The sequence below is a fragment of the Pseudomonas monachiensis genome, assembly GCF_047345015.1.
Classification (GTDB): domain Bacteria; phylum Pseudomonadota; class Gammaproteobacteria; order Pseudomonadales; family Pseudomonadaceae; genus Aquipseudomonas; species Aquipseudomonas monachiensis.
Map to the genome: position 1 here is coordinate 3,995,192 of NZ_CP178857.1, position 21,741 is coordinate 4,016,932.

19 protein-coding genes are annotated in these 21,741 nt (G+C 61.0%); 10 read left to right on the forward strand and 9 right to left on the reverse strand.

Annotated elements, in window-relative coordinates:
• The first annotated feature begins 359 nt into the window (after positions 1-359).
• A complete protein-coding gene (locus ACMDB8_RS17995; protein ID WP_056724055.1) occupies positions 360-1,511 on the forward strand; it encodes a M14 family metallopeptidase in 1,152 nt (383 codons plus the stop codon).
• Between the two features lie 102 nt (positions 1,512-1,613).
• On the opposite strand, the gene ACMDB8_RS18000 is transcribed toward ACMDB8_RS17995, so the two are convergent.
• Both ACMDB8_RS18000 and ACMDB8_RS18005 read right to left on the reverse strand, forming a co-directional pair.
• On the reverse strand, positions 1,614-2,159 hold the full coding sequence (locus ACMDB8_RS18000) for a cytochrome b (RefSeq protein WP_056724053.1): 546 nt from the start codon (positions 2,157-2,159) through the stop codon (positions 1,614-1,616).
• Positions 2,156-3,241: a catalase family peroxidase gene (locus ACMDB8_RS18005; RefSeq protein ID WP_409078854.1), complete on the reverse strand. Its 1,086-nt coding sequence runs from the start codon at positions 3,239-3,241 to the stop codon at positions 2,156-2,158. Before ACMDB8_RS18005 ends, ACMDB8_RS18000 begins: the two co-directional genes overlap by 4 nt.
• A 163-nt stretch (positions 3,242-3,404) precedes the next feature.
• On the opposite strand from ACMDB8_RS18005, the gene ACMDB8_RS18010 reads away from it, so the two are divergent.
• The 4 genes from ACMDB8_RS18010 (at position 3,405) to ACMDB8_RS18025 (ending at position 7,380) form a co-directional block, all read left to right on the forward strand.
• Positions 3,405-3,911, forward strand: coding sequence for a sigma-70 family RNA polymerase sigma factor (locus tag ACMDB8_RS18010; protein WP_056724050.1), 507 nt, complete (start codon positions 3,405-3,407; stop codon positions 3,909-3,911).
• A complete protein-coding gene (locus tag ACMDB8_RS18015; protein ID WP_409078855.1) occupies positions 3,908-4,660 on the forward strand; it encodes an anti-sigma factor family protein in 753 nt (250 codons plus the stop codon). The genes ACMDB8_RS18010 and ACMDB8_RS18015 overlap by 4 nt, the downstream gene beginning before the upstream one ends.
• A 156-nt stretch (positions 4,661-4,816) precedes the next feature.
• Positions 4,817-5,941, forward strand: coding sequence for a cell division protein ZapE (gene zapE / locus ACMDB8_RS18020; protein WP_056724046.1), 1,125 nt, complete (start codon positions 4,817-4,819; stop codon positions 5,939-5,941).
• A 125-nt stretch (positions 5,942-6,066) separates the two neighbouring features.
• A complete protein-coding gene (locus ACMDB8_RS18025) occupies positions 6,067-7,380 on the forward strand; it encodes a leucine-rich repeat-containing protein kinase family protein (RefSeq protein ID WP_223542427.1) in 1,314 nt (437 codons plus the stop codon).
• A gap of 118 nt (positions 7,381-7,498) precedes the next feature.
• Here the strand turns inward: ACMDB8_RS18025 and ACMDB8_RS18030 are convergent, their stop codons facing one another.
• Entirely contained in the window at positions 7,499-8,203 is a 705-nt protein-coding gene (locus tag ACMDB8_RS18030; protein WP_056724042.1) for a YebC/PmpR family DNA-binding transcriptional regulator, read from the reverse strand.
• A 225-nt stretch (positions 8,204-8,428) separates the two neighbouring features.
• On the opposite strand from ACMDB8_RS18030, the gene ACMDB8_RS18035 reads away from it, so the two are divergent.
• Entirely contained in the window at positions 8,429-9,850 is a 1,422-nt protein-coding gene (locus tag ACMDB8_RS18035; RefSeq protein ID WP_409078899.1) for a type VI secretion system Vgr family protein, read from the forward strand.
• A gap of 3 nt (positions 9,851-9,853) precedes the next feature.
• Here the strand turns inward: ACMDB8_RS18035 and ACMDB8_RS18040 are convergent, their stop codons facing one another.
• Positions 9,854-11,245, reverse strand: a complete 1,392-nt coding sequence (locus tag ACMDB8_RS18040) for an FAD-dependent oxidoreductase (protein ID WP_223542426.1) — start codon at positions 11,243-11,245, stop codon at positions 9,854-9,856.
• A gap of 70 nt (positions 11,246-11,315) precedes the next feature.
• Complete coding sequence (locus ACMDB8_RS18045; RefSeq protein ID WP_056724036.1) at positions 11,316-12,641, reverse strand: MFS transporter; 1,326 nt, start codon at positions 12,639-12,641, stop codon at positions 11,316-11,318.
• A gap of 268 nt (positions 12,642-12,909) precedes the next feature.
• On the opposite strand from ACMDB8_RS18045, the gene ACMDB8_RS18050 reads away from it, so the two are divergent.
• The gene (locus ACMDB8_RS18050) at positions 12,910-13,782 is read left to right on the forward strand and encodes a LysR family transcriptional regulator (protein WP_409078856.1); all 873 of its coding nucleotides are present in this window, start codon (positions 12,910-12,912) and stop codon (positions 13,780-13,782) included.
• Positions 13,783-13,873: 91 nt separating this feature from the next.
• Here the strand turns inward: ACMDB8_RS18050 and ACMDB8_RS18055 are convergent, their stop codons facing one another.
• On the reverse strand, positions 13,874-14,734 hold the full coding sequence (locus ACMDB8_RS18055) for a LysR substrate-binding domain-containing protein (protein WP_223541570.1): 861 nt from the start codon (positions 14,732-14,734) through the stop codon (positions 13,874-13,876).
• A 109-nt stretch (positions 14,735-14,843) separates the two neighbouring features.
• Here ACMDB8_RS18055 and ACMDB8_RS18060 point away from each other — a divergent pair, with 109 nt between their 5' ends.
• The 3 genes from ACMDB8_RS18060 (at position 14,844) to ACMDB8_RS18070 (ending at position 17,616) form a co-directional block, all read left to right on the forward strand.
• Complete coding sequence (locus ACMDB8_RS18060; RefSeq protein ID WP_056724030.1) at positions 14,844-15,953, forward strand: 2-aminoethylphosphonate--pyruvate transaminase; 1,110 nt, start codon at positions 14,844-14,846, stop codon at positions 15,951-15,953.
• A 93-nt stretch (positions 15,954-16,046) separates the two neighbouring features.
• Positions 16,047-16,874 carry a phosphonoacetaldehyde hydrolase gene (gene phnX / locus ACMDB8_RS18065; RefSeq protein ID WP_056724028.1) on the forward strand — a complete coding sequence of 276 codons (828 nt, stop codon included), beginning with the start codon at positions 16,047-16,049 and terminating at the stop codon, positions 16,872-16,874.
• 181 nt (positions 16,875-17,055) lie between these two features.
• Complete coding sequence (locus tag ACMDB8_RS18070; protein ID WP_056724026.1) at positions 17,056-17,616, forward strand: cytochrome b; 561 nt, start codon at positions 17,056-17,058, stop codon at positions 17,614-17,616.
• A gap of 137 nt (positions 17,617-17,753) precedes the next feature.
• Here the strand turns inward: ACMDB8_RS18070 and ACMDB8_RS18075 are convergent, their stop codons facing one another.
• The 3 genes from ACMDB8_RS18075 to ACMDB8_RS18085 all read right to left on the reverse strand — a co-directional run bounded on the left by ACMDB8_RS18075 (position 17,754) and on the right by ACMDB8_RS18085 (position 21,701).
• A complete protein-coding gene (locus tag ACMDB8_RS18075) occupies positions 17,754-18,680 on the reverse strand; it encodes a 1-aminocyclopropane-1-carboxylate deaminase/D-cysteine desulfhydrase (protein ID WP_056724024.1) in 927 nt (308 codons plus the stop codon).
• 69 nt (positions 18,681-18,749) lie between these two features.
• Entirely contained in the window at positions 18,750-20,789 is a 2,040-nt protein-coding gene (locus ACMDB8_RS18080) for an FAD-dependent oxidoreductase (RefSeq protein ID WP_056724021.1), read from the reverse strand.
• Between the two features lie 264 nt (positions 20,790-21,053).
• Positions 21,054-21,701 carry a hypothetical protein gene (locus ACMDB8_RS18085; protein ID WP_223541573.1) on the reverse strand — a complete coding sequence of 216 codons (648 nt, stop codon included), beginning with the start codon at positions 21,699-21,701 and terminating at the stop codon, positions 21,054-21,056.
• Between the last annotated feature and the right edge of the window lie 40 nt (positions 21,702-21,741).

The following is a 21,741-nucleotide window of genomic DNA, read 5'->3' on the forward strand; positions in this document are numbered from 1 at the left end:
ACCTTAGGTCGGTCTCCTGGACTATCTCCTCATCAGGCTAATCACGGTTTTTGACCCGGCTTTTTGCCGGGTCTTTTTTTGCCAGTTTTTCCTGGCTTTGGCTTCAGGCTAATGAAGTCTTTGGGTACCGCAAATTCGATGGCGCGGATGATATCAAAAGAATTCCAGTTGGCAAGAGAAGCCCGGCATCATTGGTTCAAACCAGCGACAGATAGCACTTGAGAATCAGTCGCACAGTCTCTAAGCTGCGGCGGCGTCAAGGAGGACGCCCCCACCCTCACACCCCGCAATTCCCCTCGGTTTCACCCCACTCTTGCGTGTAAAGTAGCCACCATAAAAATCATATTCAGGACCCGATTATGGCCGTGGCTAAATCCTCTTTCGACATCAGTGCCAACTTCGACAGCGGCAACATCCAGGTGATCGACGTCAGCGATCCACTCAGGCCCCTGCTGGCGATCCGCCCCGATACCAAAAGCAACCATTTCCAATGGTTCCACTTCAAGGCCAGCGGCCTGCATGTCGGCCAGGAGCACTGGTTTCGCCTGAACAATGCCAGCCAATCCTCCTACAACAAGGCCTGGACCGGCTATCAGGCGGTGGCGTCCTACGATCACGTCAACTGGTTCCGCATACCCACCATCTTCGAAGGCGACTGCCTGCGCTTCAGCCTCGAAGCCGAGCAGACCCATGCCTGGTTCGCCTACTTCGAACCCTACAGCCGTGGTCGCCACGACTGGCTGATCGAGCAGGCGCTGACCAAGGCCGGTACCGAACTGCTGGCCACCGGCAAGAGTGTCGAAGGTCGCGACATCCAGTTACTGCGCAAAGGCACCGGCGCCGAAGGCCAGCGCAAAGTGTGGATCATCGCCCAGCAACATCCGGGCGAACACATGGCCGAGTGGTTCATGGAAGGCGTGATTGAACGCCTGGAAAAGCACGACGACCCGGTGCTGAACAAGCTGCTGGCCAGCGCCGACCTGTACCTGGTGCCAAACATGAACCCGGATGGTGCTTTCCACGGTCACCTGCGCACCAACGCCATGGGCCAGGACCTGAACCGCGCCTGGCAGAACGCCAGCCAGGAAATCAGCCCGGAAGTCTTTTTCGTACAGCAGCAGATGGAAAAGTATGGCGTCGATATGTTCCTCGACGTGCACGGTGACGAGGAAATCCCTCACGTGTTCACCGCCGCTTGCGAAGGCAATCCGGGTTACACACCCCGGATCGAAAAACTCGAAGAACACTTCCGCAACCATTTGAAGCACACCACCAAGGACTTCCAGACCAGGCACGGCTACATCCGCGACGAACCGGGCCAGGCCAACATGACACTGGCCTGCAACAGTGTGGGGCAGAAGTACGACTGCCTGTCATTGACCCTGGAAATGCCGTTCAAGGACCACGACGATCATCCGAATCCGTTGACGGGCTGGTCGGGCAAGCGCTCGAAGCAGCTGGGCAAGGATGTACTCACCACCATTGCGGATATGGTCGACACCTTGCGTTGATTGCCCTTTAAGATGAAAAGATCGCAGCCTGCGGCAGCTCCTACATTGGAATGCGTTTCCCTGTAGGAGCTGCCGCAGGCTGCGATCTTTTTTTCCCGGCTATTATCCGCGATCCTTGCCCCGCAACATGCTGTCCAGCACCTCATCACGACGCACCCAGCCGTGAAACAGCGCGGCCGCCAGATGCAGCAACACCGTCAGAAACAACAGATACGCCAGATACCCATGGGCCTTGCGCAAGAACGCAAACACCTGTGCATTGGCCGGCACAATCGATGGCAGCTGCAACGAGCTGCTGAGCATCACTGGCTCGCCCGATGCCGAAATCATCGCCCAGCCCAGCAGCGGCAAGATCAGCATCAACGCATACAACAAGACATGCGAAGCCTTGGCCGCGAGTACTTGCACACCCGGCAGATCCGCCGGCAATGGTGGTTGCGTGGTGGAGAAGCGCACCACCAGCCGCACGATCACCAGCAGCAAGATCGCGACGCCCAGGGGTTTGTGCAGATGAATCAGCCATTCATGCCGCTCGGAGACCGAGGCAACCATGCCCGCGCCGATAAACAGCATGGCGATAATCATCAGCGCCATCAGCCAGTGCAGCAGACGTGCCAATGGAGCGAAGTGGTTGGATTGAGTGCTCATTGCTGGGCCTCCTGTTTGGCGGCGGGCAACTGGCTGACTTCGCTGGTGCGACGCAGGTAGGAATTGGCGTAACCGGCTGAGCGAGCGGCGAGCAATGGGTCGTCGGACCCTTCGATGCCAGCGGGCAATACCAATGGGTCGTAGTTGATGTCTCGGCATTCGCCATTGAGTTGCGGCTGGGTTTTTTCCAGCACCAGGGTGCCCGCGTTCAGCACCTTGCGCCCTTCGGGCCAGGCTTTGCTCGCATCGTTCACTGGATCGCCGGGATTGGCCAGGATGATGTTCAACTGCCAACGCAACGGTCCTGCGGCTATACGCTGAACCAGGTCTTTCTCCAGGAAGTCACTCCCCTGCGGCGCCGTAGCCCCCGGCGCATCTTGAGCCACCGGCACCATGCTCCAGCGCACGGCTTGGCGTTGTCCGGTGGCGCTCACCAGATAAAACGCGTTGACGCTGTTATAGGTCTCCGTGACGTAACTGGCTGACGGCTTGGCGGTCTTGATCCAGGCCAGGAACGGTGCGGCTTCCGGATGCGCACCGAAAAACGCGGGAACCGCGGTCGGGTTCGGCTTGCCGGTAGCCGGGTCCGGCGACTGCGCCTGCTGCAATTGATAGAACGCCTCGGGCGTGCCCACCGGGAACACCGGCATGCTGTTCATCCCGGTGCGCCACTGCTGGCCGTTGGCCTGGGTGAAGCGCAAGGCCATGCTGCGGATCGGCACGGCACTGTCCGGCGCGTAAGGGTTGCCGGCCGGCAAAGCGAAACGCCCGACCACCGGCGTCCGCGCTTCGTTGAACACCTGGGCAGTGGAAAAGCTGCGGGCCTCGCCGCTACTCTCGAAATACCCGATCACGCACACGCCCTTGGAATGGTTGCGACGGAAACCCGGATGCACGCCATTGTTGGTTTCCAGCACGTTGATCAGTTTCTTCGGGGTCAGGCGCTGTGGGTCAAAGGTGCCGTTGACGTAGGCGAAAGCCCCAGCCACGGCGGCAACGACCACGGCAATGCCGGCCAGACGCATCGTCAGGCTCGCCGCACTCAAGGGTGGCCGGATTGGCGGTGATGATCGATCTACCATGAAAGACTCCAGGGCCATCGGCCACAAGTAAGAAGAATCAAGCAGACGAACCCCGCGCAGGTTTATTCCCACGCGCGGTTTTTATTTTTTCTGACGTGGAATAACCTCGAATGCCGGGCGTCTTCCTGGTCCACAGTCCAGCGTAGTGACTAGCCAGAACTTCATGAACGATATCGACGAACAACTCAGAGAAATCATTCCCGGAATGCGGCGGTTTGCCGTGTCATTGACACGCAACACCAGCAGCGCTGACGACCTGGTGCAGGCGAGCCTGGAGCGGGCGCTGTCGAGTTGGGCTGGCAAACGCGCCGAGGGCGACTTGCGCGCCTGGCTGTTCTCGATTCTCTATCGACAGTTTCTCGATGCGCACCGCCGCTCCCGGCGCTATGCGCGCATGCTCGATTTCTTCACCGGGCGTGACGATGCCCAGCCCTCGGTGGAGCGCACCGTGATTGCCCAATCGACCCTCAACGCCTTCGACCGACTGCCCACCGAGCAACGCGCGCTGCTGCTCTGGGTATCGGTGGAAGGCTTGAGTTACAAAGAGGTCGCCGAGATTCTCGACGTCCCCACCGGCACCGTGATGTCCCGCCTGTCTCGGGCTCGCCAGGCCCTGCGCCAACTCAGCGATGGCGAAATCAACCGCCCTTCCCTGCGGAGACTCAAATGATCAGCTTGCCCCCCAGCGAACGAGACCTGCACGCCTACGTCGACCACCAACTGAGCGACGTCGACCGACGCCTGGTGGAGGCTTTTCTGGCCACTGACCCGCAGGTGGCCGCGCAAGTGCGCGCCTGGCAACAGGATGCCCAGACACTGCGCGCAGCCCTGAGTGGTGCCTTGCAACAACCCTCGAACCCGGACCTTGATCCGGCGGTGATACGCCAGCGCCTCAAACGCCAATCCCGTCGGAACCTGGCCAGTGCCGCGCTGTTGCTCATCGCCGTCAGCGTCGGTGGTTTCAGCGGTTGGCAAGCGCGGGAGATGACGCTCGCGAATCCCCAGCTGCCAATGACCGATGCCCTGCAGGCCTATCGCCTGATTGCCCAGCAAGGCCTCCTGCCGGCGGATTACAAAGTCGGCGACGACGGCGACATGCAGGGGTGGCTCGACCGCTACTTCACCCAGGCCAATCGCCTGCCCGACCTCTCTGGTGCCGGGTTCAAGCCGGCCAGCGGACGCTTGCTGAGTACCGAGCAAGGCCCTGCGGCGATGGTGGTCTACGAGAACCAGGACGGGCAGAAAATCAGTTTCTATGTGCGCCCGCCAGGGCCGAAAAACTTCCTGCTGCCCAGGGGCAGTCGCAGTGATGGCGAATTGCAGGCCGAGTACTGGTCGGGAAGTGGCTACAACTATGCGATGGTCAGCCCGGCGGATACGGCGGCGGCGCGGTTGCTCAACCAGACCGCTCAATTCTGATCACACCACCGCTCCCACAGGGTTTGCGGCGTTCCTTTGGAACCCCGTGACGGTGGCCCACCAATGCCGACACCGCTGGAAGCAGATTCCCTGCTCTGGTTACACTATGGCGCCGCAACACAAAGAGCCTGCCCGCACACCAGAGGTGATATCCCAGTGGCCGTTCGCCCGCCCAACCGTTCGCCAATCAAATCGCGCTGGCAAACGTTGCGTCGCCTTCTCGGCAAGGTACCGGCTGCCGGCAGCGGCGCGGCAGGCCAAGTCATCCACGACTACTTTCGCCATCAGGCCCATGCCCAGGGCTACACCCTCAGTCACAGCCAACAGCGGGTGATCGACTGCATGGCCCGGCATGCCTGCCTGCTGATGGGCACTGCGGCCAAACCCCTTCCGGGCCTTTACCTGCATGGTGCCGTGGGGCGCGGCAAAAGCTGGTTGCTCGACGGGTTTTTCCGGGCCATTCCCCTTGCGCGGAAACAACGCCTGCACTTCCATCAGTTTTTCGCTCAACTGCACCAGGGCATGTTCAAGCACCGCGAACAGGCCGACGCCCTGGCGATCACCCTCGATGAACTGCTCAGCAATTGCCAGGTGCTGTGTTTCGACGAGTTCCATGTGCATGACATCGGCGATGCGATGCTCATCACCCGGTTGTTCAAGGCACTGTTCCAGCGCGGCATCCTGTTGCTGGTCACCTCCAATTACCCACCCGAAGGCCTGCTGCCCAATCCGCTGTACCACGCACGCTTCAAACCGGTGATCGACCTGATCAATGCGCGCATGCAGGTGATGGAAGTCGGCGGGCCCCACGACTATCGCAGCCAGGCCCGACACCATGCGCATCAATTGTTCACTCAAGGTCACTACGTCTGGCCGGCGAGCGTGGCGCAACGACAATCGCTGAACCTGCCCATGCGCAATGCCCCGCCTGTTTCGTTGCCGGTGGGTACCCGGCATTTGCGAGCGCATTTGTGCGAAGGGCGCGGCATCGGTTTTACCTTCACCGAGTTGTGCGATCAGCCCACGGCGGTGATGGATTATCTGGAACTGTGCCGCCAGTTCGACCGCTGGATCATCGATGAACTGCCACTGCTGGGCGATTGCACGATTGCCGCCCAGCAGCGGTTTATCAATCTCATCGACGTACTGTACGACCAGGACAAGCACCTGACGTTGCTCGGGCAGCACTCATTGCGCGAAAGCCTGGGTGGCGATGCCATTGATCTGGCACGCACCCGCAGCCGATTGGGGCAACTGGTCGAAGTCAGCGAACCGGTCTGATCGATGTTTTTTTGTTGCATTGACTGCCCCTTTCGCGAGCGGGCTCGCTCCCATATCTTTCCCGGTATCATGTCGCCCATTTCCAGGGCCCCGCGCCCTCCCTTTGGTTAATGGCGAATCTGTTCATGCACACCCTTGCTCAATTGCGCGCCGGCGAGTTGTCGGGCATCACGCGGCTGGATCTGGCCGAAGGCCTGACCGAGTTTCCCCGGGAGATCTTCGATCTGGCGGATTCGCTGGAAGTGCTCAACCTCAGCGGCAATGCCCTGAGCGCGCTGCCAGAGGATTTGCATCGCCTGACCCGTTTGCGCGTGCTGTTCTGCTCCGATAACCGTTTCACCGAGTTGCCGGCCTGTATTGGCCAATGCGCCGCACTGACGATGATCGGCTTCAAGGCCAACCGCATCGCCCACGTGCCCGCAGCGGCACTGCCACCGCTGCTGCGCTGGCTGATCCTGACCGACAACTGCATCGAGACGCTGCCGAGCGAGTTGGGAGAGCGGCCATACCTGCAAAAACTCATGCTTGCCGGTAACCGCCTGCGGGGGTTGCCGGAGTCGATGCACAATTGTCATCGGCTGGAGCTGATCCGCATAGCCGCCAACCAGTTCACCGACTTGCCACAATGGCTACTGACGCTGCCGAGCCTGACCTGGCTGGCCTATGCCGGTAACCCGCTGGAAACCGAAGCCGATGCCGCCGCCCTCGACGCCACACCGCGCATTGACTGGTCGGCATTGCACCTGGAAAAAAAGCTCGGCGAAGGGGCGTCCGGGGTGATCCATCAGGCCGTCTGGCAACCGGCCGACCAACCGTCCACGCCAGTTGCGGTGAAGCTCTACAAGGGTGAAATGACCAGCGATGGCTCGCCCCTGCACGAGATGAACGCCTGCATCACCGCCGGGTTGCATTCGAACCTGATTCGCGTCGAAGGGCGGATTGTCGATCACCCGCAACAAACCGCCGGGTTGGTCATGCAGTTGATCCCGCCGAGTTTTCGCAACCTCGCCAGCCTGCCGAGCCTGGCGTCGTGCAGCCGCGACATCTACCCCGACGACCTGCGCTTGAGTGCCGCGGTGGCGCTGCGCATTGCCTCGGGCATTGCCTCGGTGGCCGAACACCTGCACGGCCATGGCATCACCCACGGCGATCTCTACGGGCACAATATCCTGTGGAATGAGCAGGGTGACTGCTTGCTGGGGGACTTTGGCGCGGCGTCGTTCCACGAAATTTCCGACAGTCTGGAAAGCCGTGCCTTGCAACGGATCGAAGTGCGGGCGTTCGGGGTGTTGCTGGGGGAATTGCTCGCGCGAATCGACTCGGGGTTGAGCGATGAACTGCGTGGAGTGCTGGAGGATCTGGAGCGGCGTTGCTGTCAGCCGCAAGTGCTGGCGCGGCCTGGGTTCAGCGAAGTCGTGCGGCAATTGGAAAGTCTGTAACCGCTGCGCGGTCAATCGCGAGCAAGCCCGCTCCCACAGTTGATCGAGTTGCCCGGCCAGGCGCGATCTAATGTGGGAGCGGGCTTGCTCGCGAAGACGGTGTCACTGGCAAATCAGGTCAACCCGCCAACCCGACAAACATATCCTGCACGTCGTCATGGTTATCGAGGCCTTCGAGGAACGCTTCGACTTCCGCCATCTGCTCATCGCTCAGGCCGGTGACCGGGTTTTTCGGCTGGTAGCCCAGTTTGGCCGACAGCACGGTAAAGCCTTGTTCCGGCAGGGCTTTCTGTACCGCGTCGAGGTCGGTCGGCTCGGTCAGGAACAGGGTTGCACCCTCTTCACCCGGCTCGAAATCCTGTGCACCGGCTTCGATGGCGGCCATCTCCGGATCGGCGTCCGGGGTGTCCGGCGACGCTTCGATCATGCCGACATGGTTGAAGTCCCAGGCCACCGAACCGGAAGCCCCCAGTTGGCCCTTGCGGAACGCCACGCGGATCTCGGCGACGGTGCGGTTGATGTTGTCGGTCACGCACTCAACGATCAACGGTACCTGATGCGGGGCGAACCCTTCATAGGTCACGCGATGGTACTGCACGGTTTCGCCCAGCAGGCCCGCGCCTTTCTTGATGGCGCGATCCAGTGTTTCCTTGGGCATCGAAGCTTTCTTGGCCTGTTCAACCACCAGGCGCAAGTGCGCGTTGGTAGCAATATCAGCGCCGTTACGCGCAGCAATGGTGATTTCCTTTACCAGTTTGCCGAAGATCTTGCCCTTGGCATTAGCTGCCGCTTCTTTGTGTTTAACCTTCCACTGTGCGCCCATTTCTCACTCTCTTATCTGTGGCATCTGTGGCGCCGAGACATCTAATGGCCGACGCTTTGCGCAAGTTTATACGGCCTAAAGTTGGCAATCGACCAAAAAATCCCGACTTGCATCGACATCTTCACCAGCGGTTGTAGGGCGATTCGGAAATGTCGCTTTATCGTGCCCGCAATGCGCCGGGGTTTCGTACGCTTTGCACCCTACTCCACGGCGGTAGCGCGTTCGATGCACAACGACAAGGAAAGTCCCACTACCCTCACGCTTCTCGACGACGACCTGAGCTTCCAGGTGGTCCGGTTCAGTGGTCATGAAGCACTCAACCAACCCTATCGATTCGACATCGAGGTGATCGGGCTGGCACCGGCCCTGAACCTTGAACGATTACTGCACCAACCGGCGTTCCTCGAGTTCGGCCACGATCAAGGCATTCATGGTCTGCTGTACAGCGTCAGTTGTGAATATCGAAGCGGGCACCGGGTCGCTTACAAACTGGTGCTGGTGCCAAGTGTCCAGGCGCTGGATCAGCAACGGCGCCGACGTATTTTCCAGCGCGCCAGCGTACCCATGATCCTGCGCCAGTTGCTCGATGAACATGGGCTGCCTGCCGGCAGCTATCACTTTGAACTGGCAACCGGACACTATCCCCTGCGACCTTTTTGCATTCAGTACGAAGAAACCGACCTGGCGTTTCTGCAACGGCTGTGCGAGGAAGAAGGCATCCACTATCACTTCGAGCATCAACGCGACGGCCACGTGCTGGTTCTGGCCGATGACAGCCTGAGTTTCCCCCAGGCCCCCCTGCTCATGTCGATGAGCCGCGACGCCCTCGACGAACACCAGGAACCCGTGATCAGCGAACTGTTCCAACGCCATGACGCCCCGCTCTCCCCTGTGCGTCCAGGCGCCAGGAATCCGGGTGCAGCGGACATCAGCGAAGGCGCAGCCAATCACTCGTTCGTCACGGCACGGCATTGTCCCGCTGGCGAACAACAACATCGCGACCAGCTCAGCCGTCGACAACTGGAACGCCTGCGCTGCCGACACCTGCAGGTCCACGGTCAAAGTAACCAGGGGGCATTGCGCAGTGGCCGGATCCTGCAGGTGGCCGAGCATCCGCTGGCGAATTTCAATGATCAATGGCTGGTTACCGAAATCCGCCATCAGGGTCGTCATTCATCCATTCTGCTCGATGACACACCCGACATGGCCCCGGGTTACCGCAATCAATTCAGCGCCATCCCTTGGTCGACGGTGTTCAGGCCCGCGCTCAAACAACCCAGGCCGAATATCCCCGGGTATCAGCCTGGCCAGGTGTGCGGCCCGATCGGGCGACCGGCGACAGTGGACGAGGATGGCAGGGTTCAGGTGAACCTCTGGCCCGCCACACCATCAGCCGCAGAGGGGTCCGACGGCCTGTGGCTACCACTGGCGCTGACCACCGCCGAGGAATGGATCGATCCGGCCCGTTTGCCCGTGGCTGGCAGCGAAGTACTGGTGATTTTTCTCGACAGTGACCCGGATCGCCCAGTGCTTTGTACGGCCATGGGCCCTCGGCCACAACCTCACCGCCCTCGCCCGCGCGAGCCTCGTGGCGATACCCGCCTGCTGTTCGACTGGCTGCTCTCCCGCTCGGATCTTGCGCCCTGATGCTCAGCCCTTGTCAGCCTTGCCGGCGGCGGCGGCGAACTTCGCCAGGCGCACGTCCAGATGCCGTGGTCGACGCCCGTGATCCTCCGCGCGTTCCTTGCGGCGGATGGCGTTGCGCACCATCAGCGAGCCGATGTAGCGAATCGGCTCCGGCGGGAAAAACCCCAGCGGTCCGTTGACCAGCGGCGAACGGGTCCAGGGGTTGTCCAGGCCCTGGACCATCGACGCCAGAATCTGCCCACCCATATGGCAGGGTCCGACACCGCTGCCGGAATAGCCGAAACCGTAGAACACGTTGCCAATGGCGCTCATCTGCCCGAAAAACGGCAGCCCGGTCACCGAGCGGTCCGACGGACCATTCCAGGTAGCTTCGACCTTGACCTCGGCAAACGCCGGGAAGAAATCCGCCAGGCTGTTCTGCAGCAAACCGGCGTAAGGCGAAGGCTGGTCGAACACTGGCAGCATGCGTCCGCCATAAGCGAAGGTATTGCCGCCCTTGCCCAGCATGATCCGGCCGTCCGGGGTGTTGTGGTAGTAGTGCACGAAGATCCGCGAATCGAGCACCGTGACGCCGCTGGTCAAGCCGATTTCGTCGAGCAAATCCGGCCGTGGTTCGGTGATCAGCATGTCGCTGGAAACGATCGCCACGCTGCGTTCGAACTGCGGGAACGCCCGGGCCATCCAGGCGTTCATCGCCAGCACCACGCGGTCGGCGCGAACAGTGCCACCAGGGGTTTGAATGCCCGCCGGCCTACCTTCCTCCAGCCCGGTCATCGCGGTGTTTTCATGAATCTTCACCCCGAGTTGCAGAGCTACCCGGCGCAAGCCACGCACCAGTTTGCCCGGCTGCACACTGGCCGCTGCCGGAGAAAACCAGCCTTCCAGGTGCTTGATGGAGCCCGCCATGCGCTGCACATCGGCCACCGGCCGCTGGCTGAATGAGTTGATGCCGTTGCGCTCCAGCGCCGCGATCACAGCGTCAGTCGAGCCAATTTGAGCGCGGTTGGTCGCGGTGTAGAGCGTACCGTCGAGACGGTAATCGGCGTCCACCCGATACTGTTCGCAGAAGGCGCCAATGGCATGGATGCTGCGCTCGGACTCCTTGACCAGACGTACGGCTTCTTCAACGCCAAACAAACGCTCAAGGGTGAAATACTTGGCCGACCACGACAACGCACAACCGCCATTGCGTCCACTGGCCCCGGCACCGCAGATGTCCGCTTCGATCAGCAACACGTCCAGCTCGGGGTTCTGCTCCTTGAGCATGATCGCGGTCCACAACCCGGTGTAACCACCGCCGACGATACAGACATCGGCGCGGGTGTCGCCTTCCAGTGGCGGACAGGTTTCGGATGCATCAGCCTTCAAGGCCTGGTCCAGCCAAAAGGGTCTCATGGGGTCAATCTCCGGTCAGTGGCCCACACGCCGGCCTGCCGCAGGTGCAGCAGGCGACGAGGGACAGGATTCAGGTACGCAGGGGTTTGATGGTGATCGCCTGGTTGGGCACGTAGGCGAAATGAGTGCCCAGGCCACCGGGGCGGCTGTTCCAGTGCGGGATCAACACCAGCGCCGAGAACATGGCGCAGCCGGCGAAAACTATGAACACGGTAACGGTGTCGAAGTAGCCCGGCAGCAGCCCGCCGAGAATCGCCCCGACCGAGCCGCAGCCGTTGACGAATCCGGCTGCCGTGGCGCCGGCCTTGGCGGTGCCGAAGTCGATAGCGGCCGCGCCGCTGATCATCGAGTCCGGCCCGTAGAGGGTCAGGCCCATGACGAACAGCAGTGCCACCACCAGCAGCACGCTGCCGGTATGCAGGGCGCCCATGAAAAACGCCAGGGACACCGTCAGCGCCAACAGGCTGATCACGCAGGCCGGCATGCGCCGGGCGCCGAACAGTTTGTCCGAGGCCAGGCCAATCAGGATCGGCCCGAGCAACCCGGCCAGTTCAAACGCGGTCGGTATGATCGCCGCGCCGACCTTGCCCACTGAAGGCATCTGTTCGAAGACGATCACCGGCCCCCACAGCAGAATCGCGTAGCGCGCCGGCTTGAGCATGAAGTACGCCAACCCCAACACCAGCACTGTGCGGTTGCGCAGGATTTCCTTCAAAGGCTCCCACATGCTGATTTTACTTTGCGCGTCAGCCTCTTCGGCGGTCAGCTCGGGTTCCGGCTCCACCGCCGGCAAGCCGACGTCTTCCGGTTTGTTGCGTTGGAAAATAAAAAACAGCACGGCGACCAGCCCAACCACCGCCGCACTGGAAATGAACGCCGCATGCCAGCTGCCGATGAGCGTGTACGCCCACCAACCGGCAAACGGCGAGGCTACCAGACCACCAAAGGCGTAGCAGGAACTCCATAGGCCCAATACCCGTCCGCGTTGCTCGGAGGGAAAGAAGCTGCCGAGGTTCTTGCACAGCCCCGACCAACCGGTGGACTGCGCCAGGCCTTGTATCAGCATGCAGGTAGCGAAAATCGGTAGCGTTGCAAAGTTGCCCATCACCAGCGCCGCAGCGGCGGAAATCACCAACCCGCCGAGCACCACCACCCGCGGCCCGAAGCGGTCGGCCAGGATGCCCCAGGTGAATTGGCCGAAGGCGTAGGCCGTCAGGTAGATGGCGTCGAGGTTGGCCATGGCCATTTTGTCGAGCATGAAGGTCGGGTCTTCGCCAATACCGAGCTTGGCGACCGAGAAGGCTTTGCGGGTGAAGTAGAAGGCGGCGTAGGCGAGCCAGGTGATCGCGAAGATCTGCACGCGCCAACGCTTGATGGTGCCGATGTGCTTGTTCATTGTGGTTCTGACCTCAGGGTGTGAGTGTGCCGGCAGAATTGGAAGAAAACGCCTGTGTTTTTATTGTTGAGCACTGCGATATCGCCCTGTCCCTACGGCGGATACCGGTCAGATGAGTCCTGTAGTTGCACGCACAGGCTCATGGCTCCCGCTGCTGTTCGACTGACCAGTCACCGGGGCTGAGGTGGATAAAAACAATTACTGATTAATAAGTGAAATCGATTTATCGTATTTCAAATATAAGGTCAGCTTGTTACTGGAGATTCCCATGTCGGTGTCCCACGCCCAGCTCAAAGCTTTCCACGCCGTGGCGGTGCATGGAAGCTTCACCAAGGCCGCCGAGCGCTTGTTTCTGACGCAACCGGCGATTTCCGACCAAGTGCGCAAACTCGAAGAGCGCTACGGGGTTTTGCTGTTTCACCGCAACAAGCGCTCGGTGCGCCTGACCGATCTGGGCGAGCGGCTGCTGAGCGTTACCCAGCGGCTTTTCGTGATTGAGGCGGAAGCCCAGGAACTGCTCCAGGACTCCCAGGCCTTGCAGACCGGCAGCCTGATTCTGGCGGTGGATGCACCGGTCCACGTGCTGCCGCAGATCGCCCGATTCTGCGAACGCTACCCCGGGATCAGCGTGAAGATCGAAACCGGCAACACCGATGAGTCGCTGTTCCGACTGTTCAACTATCAGGCCGACCTGGCGTTGCTGGGCCGTGACGTCAGCGATGAACGCCTGATCTCCCTGCCCCTGCGTAACGACCCGATGGTGGCGTTCGTGTCGCGCAATCATCCGTGGGCCGAGCGCGAATCCATCACCCTTGCCGACCTCGACGACACACCGCTGGTGTTGCGGGAAATCGGTTCCGTGACCCGGCAGACGCTGGAGGAGGAAATGGCCGGTGCCGGGTTCCGCATCCGCCCGGCAATTCAGGTTGAAGGTCGCGAGGCAGCGCGGGAGGCGGTGGTTGTGGGGATTGGGGTGGGTGTGGTGTCGGCTGCCGAGTTTGGTGCGGATTCGCGTGTGTGTGCGTTGCCGATTATCGATTGCAAACGACGGTTGACTGAAACCCTGGTGTGTTTGCGCGAACAGAGTTCGCGGCGGGTGGTGGCGACTTTTCTGGAGATGGTGCGTGAGAGCCTTAACTGACCGCATCCCCCCGTAGGAGCTGCCGAAGGCTGCGATCTTTTGATCTTGTTTTTAAAAGCGAAGATCAAAAGATCGCAGCCTTCGGCAGCTCCTACACCGGTGCCAACCCAAAAAACGCCTGTATCAGTCGCAAATCCCGCCGCCGCTCCATACACCCCATCATGTGCCGATTCACCAGCCCCTCGCCAATGATCGGTACCGCCGCCACCCGTGGATCGTGACTGACCTCCACTGACGACACCACCCCCACCCCCAGTTCGGCGGCCACCGCCTCGGTCACCGCTTCGCGGCTGTCCAGTTCCAGCAGCACCCGTGGATTGACCTTGGCCTGGGCGCATGCCTCATCGAAGGTGCGCCGGGTAATCGAACTCGGTTCGCGCAGCACCATGATCACCTGATCCAGTTCCTTGAGCTGCACGCCTTTGGTCTTCTGCGCCCAAGGATGCCCATCGGGCACCAGCGCGCAAATCCGTGATTCATTCAGCGCCTGCAGATGCAGGCCCTTGCGCGGCTCGACCTCGGTCAGCACCGCCACGTCGGCATGTTCGGACAGCAGCGCCGCCAGGGTTTCCTGGGCGTTGCCCAGGCGCAGGTTCACCGTGATCCCCGGATAGCGTGCACGCAGGCTGGCGAGCATCGGCATGACCATGTGCGGGCCGTCCGCCGCCACTTCCAGGCGCCCGGTCAGCAATTGGCGGTTGGCTTCGAGCATTACCTGCGCCTCTTCGGCCAAGCCGAACATCGCCCGGGTGATTGCCGCCAGTTTGGTGCCCTCCTCCGTCAGTTCCACGCGGCGGGCGGTGCGGCGCAGCAGGGTGATCTGGTAGTGCTCCTCCAGGGCCTTGATGTGCCCGGTGACGGCCGGCTGGCTGATGAACAGCCGCGCCGCCGCCCGGGTAAAGCTGCCTTCCCGGGCCACGGCATCGAAGGCGCGGAGCTGGAACAGGTTCATGAATAACCCTCACTGATGGTTGGCATAACAACAAACAATTTGATTGATAACACGACAAATTGCAATTTAGGCACCAACGCTTCATCCCATCGATTGCGAGGACACGAGAATGAGTACTGCCGAACCCATCCTGCTCACCCCCGGCCCGTTGACCACGTCGGCCCGCACCCGTCAGGCAATGATGGTTGACTGGGGATCATGGGATGACCGCTTCAATCAACTGACCGCCAGCCTCTGCGAGCAACTGCTGGCCATCATCAACGGCGCCGCCACCCACCACTGCGTGCCCCTGCAAGGCAGCGGCACCTTCGCGGTCGAGGCGGCGATCGGCACGCTGGTGCCTCGGGACGGCAAGATTCTGGTATTGATCAACGGCGCCTACGGCAAGCGCCTGGCGAAAATCTGCGAAGTGCTGGGGCGCTCGTTCAGCACTTTCGAAACCGCCGAGGACGAACCGACCACCGCCACCGACGTCGACCGCCTGCTTCGTGCCGATCAAGACATTACCCATGTCGCCCTGATTCACTGCGAAACCAGCACCGGCATCCTCAATCCGCTGCCAGAGATCGCCCAGGTCATTGCGCAACACGGTAAGCGCCTGATCATCGACGCCATGAGCTCCTTCGGCGCCCTGCCAGTGGATGCGCAACAAGTGCCGTTCGACGCACTGATCGCCGCCTCGGGCAAATGCCTGGAAGGCGTGCCGGGCATGGGTTTTGTCTTCGCTCGCAAAGAGTCCCTGGCCAACGCCGTCGGTAACTCGCATTCGCTGGCGATGGACTTGCAGGACCAGCACGCCTACATGGCCAAGACCGGCCAGTGGCGCTTTACCCCGCCGACCCATGTGGTCGCGGCGCTGCACGAAGCCCTTCTGCAATACAACGAAGAAGGCGGCTTGCCGGCGCGGCACGAACGCTACGCCGCCAACTGCCAGGCATTGATGGAAGAGATGGGCAGACTGGGGCTGCGCAGCTTCCTGCCGGCGGCTATCCAGGCGCCGATCATCGCCACCTTCCACGCCCCGAAAGATCCACGCTACGCATTCAAGGAGTTCTACGAGCGGGTCAAGGCCAAGGGTTACATCCTCTACCCCGGCAAACTGACCCAGGTCGAAACCTTCCGCGTCGGCTGCATCGGCCATGTTCAGCCAGCCGAAATGCGCGAAGCCGTGGCGGCGATTGCTGAAGTGTTGCGCGAGATGGAAGTGTTAGAGATCTAACCCACACCACATTCCCCTGTGGGAGCGAGCTTGCTCGCTCCCACAGTAAAAGCGGCTCTCCAATCGTCAGTTTTCTACAGGAAATTAATTGCCATGAACTACTCCAACCCAAGCAAACTGCAAGCCGCCATCCTCGACTGGGCCGGCACCGTGGTCGACTTCGGCTCCTTCGCCCCGACGCAGATTTTCGTCGAAGCCTTCGCCGAATTCGACGTCCAGGTGTCCATCGAAGAGGCCCGTGGCCCGATGGGCATGGGCAAGTGGGACCACATCCGCACCCTGTGCGATCTGCCGGAGGTTGCCGAGCGCTATCGCAAAGTGTTCGGCCGCACGCCGACCGACGATGACGTGACCGCCATCTACCAACGCTTCATGCCGCTGCAGATCGAAAAAATCGCCGAACACTCGGCGCTGATTCCCGGAGCGCTGGAGACCATCGCCAACCTGCGCCAGCAAGGGATCAAGATCGGCTCCTGCTCCGGCTACCCGAAACAGGTCATGGACAAAGTGGTTGAACTGGCTGCCACCAACGGCTACGTGGCCGATCACGTGGTTGCCACCGATGAAGTCCCGAATGGTCGTCCATGGCCCGCCCAGGCGCTGGCCAACGTCATTGCCCTGGGCATCGACGATGTCGCCGCGTGCGTGAAGATCGATGACACGGTGCCGGGCATTCTCGAGGGGCGCCGCGCCGGCATGTGGACCGTGGCGCTGATCTGCTCGGGCAACGCCCTGGGCCTGGACTACGAAGGTTATCGCGCCTTGGGCTGCGACCAACTGGACGGCGAGCGCAAGCGCATCCACGCAATGTTCGAAGGCTCGCGTCCGCACTACATGATCGATACCATCACCGATCTGCCGCAAGTGATCGCCGACATCAACAAGCGCCTGGCCAACGGCGAAATGCCTCAGTCGAGCTGATAAGTCCCCGCATTGCCCCTGTGGGAGCGAGCCTGCTCCCACAGGTTTCTTCTGTGCATTACCCAAACCAGAGCATCCAGCGACCAATCGCCTCAGGCAAACCCGGTGAAACAGGATTACAGTTAGAGCACACCGTCGGATAAGAGCGGTGGCTTTAAACCGGACCTCTGAGGAACACCGTATGCCGTGGAAAAACTCCGAATCGCGCTACAGCACCGTATCGATCGCGCTGCATTGGTTGATGCTGGTCCTGCTGGTGCTGGTTTACGCCTGTATCGAGTTTCGCGGGCTCTTTCCCAAGGGCAGTGGCGGGCGCACGCTGATCGTCGAAACACACTTCATGCTCGGCCTGACCGTATTCGTTCTGGTCTGGGTGCGATTGTTCGCACGCAGCCTCGGCCCGGCGCCGCAGATCTTCCCGGCCTCGGCGCACTGGCAAACGACGCTGGCCAGGCTGATGCACTGGGCGCTGTACATTTTCATGATCGTCACGCCGATTCTCGGCTGGCTGGTCACCAGCGCCAAAGGCAATCAGGTGATGTTCTACGGTGTCGACCTGCCGATGCTGGTAGCGGAAAACAAGGACCTGGCCAAAGAGCTCCAGGGCTGGCACGAGCTCGGCGGCACTATCGGCTACTGGCTGATCGGCCTGCATGCCGTGGCCGGGCTGTATCACCATTATGTGGTGGGCGATAACACCTTGCTGCGGATGATGCCCAAGCGCGTGAACCGCGACTCCTGAGACCAATGAATTGCAGTGTGGGAGCGAGCCTGCTCGCGATGAGGGTGTTGCATTCGGCGCATTTGTCGACTGACCCACCGCCATCGTCGGAACGCCGCCCGGAGCAAGCTCGCTCCCACATTGGTTTGCGGTGCGTTTCAGGCTTGTGAGTCAAATCCCCGCCGCCCCTGCAAGCCGCCCGTGTGGACAAAGATCAGTCGTGTGCCCCGGGCGAACTTGCCCGCCTCGACTTGTTGCTTGAGGGCCATGAGTGCCTTGCCGGTGTACAGCGGCTCCAATGGAATACTCCCGGCCTGCTCTGTCTTTTCGATAAAGTCGAGCAGCAGCGGATCCACCTTGGCGAAGCCGCCGCGACTTGCATCGATCAGTTCATACCTCGCATTGACTACACCGGCTTCCTGCACGATCCGCTCGACCATCTGCGCCACCCCATGATCGTCAGGCACCGCCAGGGCACCGTACACCGGATGATCCCCCGCTTCGGCCAGCACCAGGCCGGCCAGGGTCGTGCCGGTGCCGCAGGCCAGCCACCAGCCGTCATGGTCGCTCCAGCCCAAGCCCGGCAATTGCGCGCAAACAGTGGCCCGCAACTGCATGCAACCCAAGGCACCAGGCAAACCGCCTCCCCCTTCAGGCACCGGATGCAACCTCGGGTAGCGGGTTTGCCAGGGTTGCCAGAAACCCGCTTCATGCCTTGCCCGATAGCCTGCATACCCCAGCCAGTGCAACTGCATGCCGAACGCCTGCAAGTCCTTGACCGTCGGGGTTTGCTGAGGATGCCCGCGCAACAGGCCGACGGTGGCAAAGCCGAAACGCTTGCCCGCCGCCGCCAACGCGTGGAGGTGATTGGAGTGCGCGCCACCGAGACTGATGATGCCTTCGGCCCCCAGGCGGTCAGCAGTTTTCAGGTGTTCGATGAGCTTGAACCATTTGTTGCCGCTGATCAGCGGGTCGATCTGGTCCAGCCGCAGGACCGCCACTTCGATGCCGGCTCGAGTGAGCCAGTCGAGGTGAAGGGGGTCGAGGGGGGCTTGAAGAAACCAATTGTCTGGAGGAGAAAGCATGATGCCGGATCTATGGAAAGATCCGGCATCTTAACAGCCGACTTGTGCTGTGAACCCGAACGATGTGCGTTACAACTGCGCCGCCAAACGCGAACCCTGATTGATCGCCCGCTTGGCATCCAGCTCTGCCGCGACATCCGCGCCGCCGATCAGGTGCACGCTCTGCCCCGCCGACACCAGGCCGTCATGCAACTCGCGCAGCGGGTCCTGCCCGGCGCAAATCACGATGTTGTCCACTGGCAACAGCTGCGGCTCGCCGGTTTCGCCGATGCGGATGTGCAGGCCTTCGTCGTCGATCTTCAGGTATTCGACGCTGTTGAGCATCTGCACCTGCTTGTTCTTCAGACCGGTGCGATGAATCCAGCCGGTGGTCTTGCCCAGGCCGTCGCCGACCTTGGATTTCTTGCGTTGCAGCAGGTATACCTCGCGGGCCGGCGCATGGGGCGCGGCCTTGATACCGGCGACACCGCCGCGCGCTTCAAGGTGTGTATCGATACCCCATTCTTTCCAGAACGCGGCACGATCCTGACTGGTCGCTACGCCTTCATGGACGAGGAATTCCGAGACGTCAAAACCGATACCACCGGCGCCAATCACCGCGACGCGCTTGCCGACCGGTTTGCGCGCCAGGATCACGTCCAGGTAGCTCAGCACCTTGGCGTTTTCCACCCCCGGAATGGCCGGCAGGCGCGGCGCAATGCCGGTGGCCAGAATGATCTCGTCGTAGCCGCCCTCGACCAGCCCGGCCACATCGACGCGGGTGTTCAGGCACACCTCGACGTTGGTGGTCTGCAACTTGCGGTTGAAGTAGCGAATGGTCTCAAAGAACTCTTCCTTGCCCGGAACACGCTTGGCGATGTTGAACTGACCACCGATTTCGCTGGCCGAATCGAACAGCGTCACTTGATGGCCACGCTCGGCGGCCACGGTCGCGGCGGACAAACCGGCCGGGCCGGCACCGACCACGGCGATTTTCTTCAGTTGCTGCACCGGCAGGTAATTGAGCTCGGTTTCATGGCAGGCACGCGGGTTGACCAGGCAACTGGTCAGCTTGCCGCCGAAGGTGTGGTCGAGGCAGGCCTGGTTGCAACCGATGCAGGTGTTGATTTCATCGGCGCGACCTTCAGCGGCCTTGTTGACGAAATCCGGGTCGGCGAGGAACGGCCGCGCCATGGACACCATGTCGGCATCGCCCTCGGCCAGGATCTGCTCGGCGACTTCCGGGGTGTTGATACGGTTGGTGGTGATCAGCGGAATATTGACCGAACCACGCAGCTTGGCCGTGACCTTGCTGAAGGCCGCGCGCGGCACTTTGGTTGCGATGGTCGGAATCCGCGCTTCGTGCCAGCCGATACCGGTGTTGATGATGGTCGCGCCGGCCTGTTCGATGGCCTTGGCCAACTGCACGATCTCTTCCCAGGTGCTGCCGCCTTCGACCAGGTCGAGCATCGACAGGCGGAAGATGATGATGAAGTTCGGGCCTACCGCTTCACGAACGCGACGAACGATCTCCACCGGCAGACGCATGCGGTTTTCATAGCTGCCACCCCAGCGGTCGGTACGGTGGTTGGTGTGCGCGGCGAGGAACTGGTTAATGAAATAACCTTCGGAACCCATGATTTCCACGCCGTCGTACTCGGCGGTTTGCGCCAGTACCGAGCAGGTGACGAAATCGCTGATCTGCTTCTCGATGCCTTCCTCGTCCAGCTCCTTGGGCTTGAACGGGTTGATCGGCGCCTGGATCGCGCTAGGGGCAACCTGTTTCGGGCTATAGGCATAACGACCGGCATGGAGGATCTGCATGCAGATCTTGCCGCCCGCGTCATGTACGGCACGGGTGACGATACGGTGCTTGAGCGCCTCTTCCTCTGTCGTCAGCTTGGCCGCGCCGGAATACACGCCACCCTCTTCGTTCGGGCCGATACCGCCGGTGACCATCAGGCCGACACCGCCACGGGCACGCTCGGCAAAGTAAGCCGCCATGCGCTCGAAGCCACCCGGTTTCTCTTCCAGGCCCGTGTGCATCGACCCCATCAGGGTGCGATTGCGCAGCGTGGTGAAACCCAGGTCCAGCGGAGCCAGCAGGTGCGGGTATTGAGCGGCGGTCATCGGTAACTCCACATCGAGCGATCACGGAAAGTGCAGGAGCTCTACGGCCCCCGTCAGTCATGTTCGACAGACTAAGAGTCACGCCACCATCCCTCAATGACCGTAACTGACAAATTATTGATCGAAATGAGCAGAAGCTTTGGGCCGCCGGGAATGATTCAAAACAAAAACGACCTTGCGGTGCAGGTCCGGATTGAAACCTGCACCCTGAAGGCCGCCTTTCGGGCTCTGGACAAGTCCGCAAGATTTACGCGAAGAACCGGCTTAGCATGCGCTTGCTACTGCCCGCGCCGGCGCAACGCAGACGTCCTGTTGTTTCGCTCGCTGGGTCAACACCAGCATCGTCAGGAACCCGAGCGCAATCAGTACCGGATAGGCCATCAACAGTTCGGAAAGGGAATACTTCCAGGCCAAGGGACGACCGACACCCAGCATGGCGGCATACATCCAGGACACCGCCGACAACGAACCGCAGGCCAACGCCAGCATTCGTGCACTGAATCGGAGATTGAGCAAGGAGCCTGCCTTTTGCAGGGCCGGCAGTACCAGGCGATGCAACAAGATGCCGTTGTAAGTCAACAACGCCACAATAATGACTTTGGCTTGAAGTTTTGGATTCATGAAGTACTCGACACCTTTTTCCAGGTAGTCGATACCGACGACAGCGATGCCCGTTACCCACAGCGCTATTAGTGAAACGATGACAGATCTTTGAAGACTTTCCATGTGAGCATTATCATGCTCAGTTAATACTTTCCGTTTTAAAAGATCCCTGACCATCGCGACATCACTGGTCAACACCAGCCCGATGGCCACACAACACGCCACCAAATGAACATAAATAACCCCCAGACGCAAAAATTCCAGGAATTCCTTATTTTCCAGCAGACTCATAATGGTATTTATCGCCACGGTATTTTCTCCACCTTATTCGAGAGTACGGATCGACTAC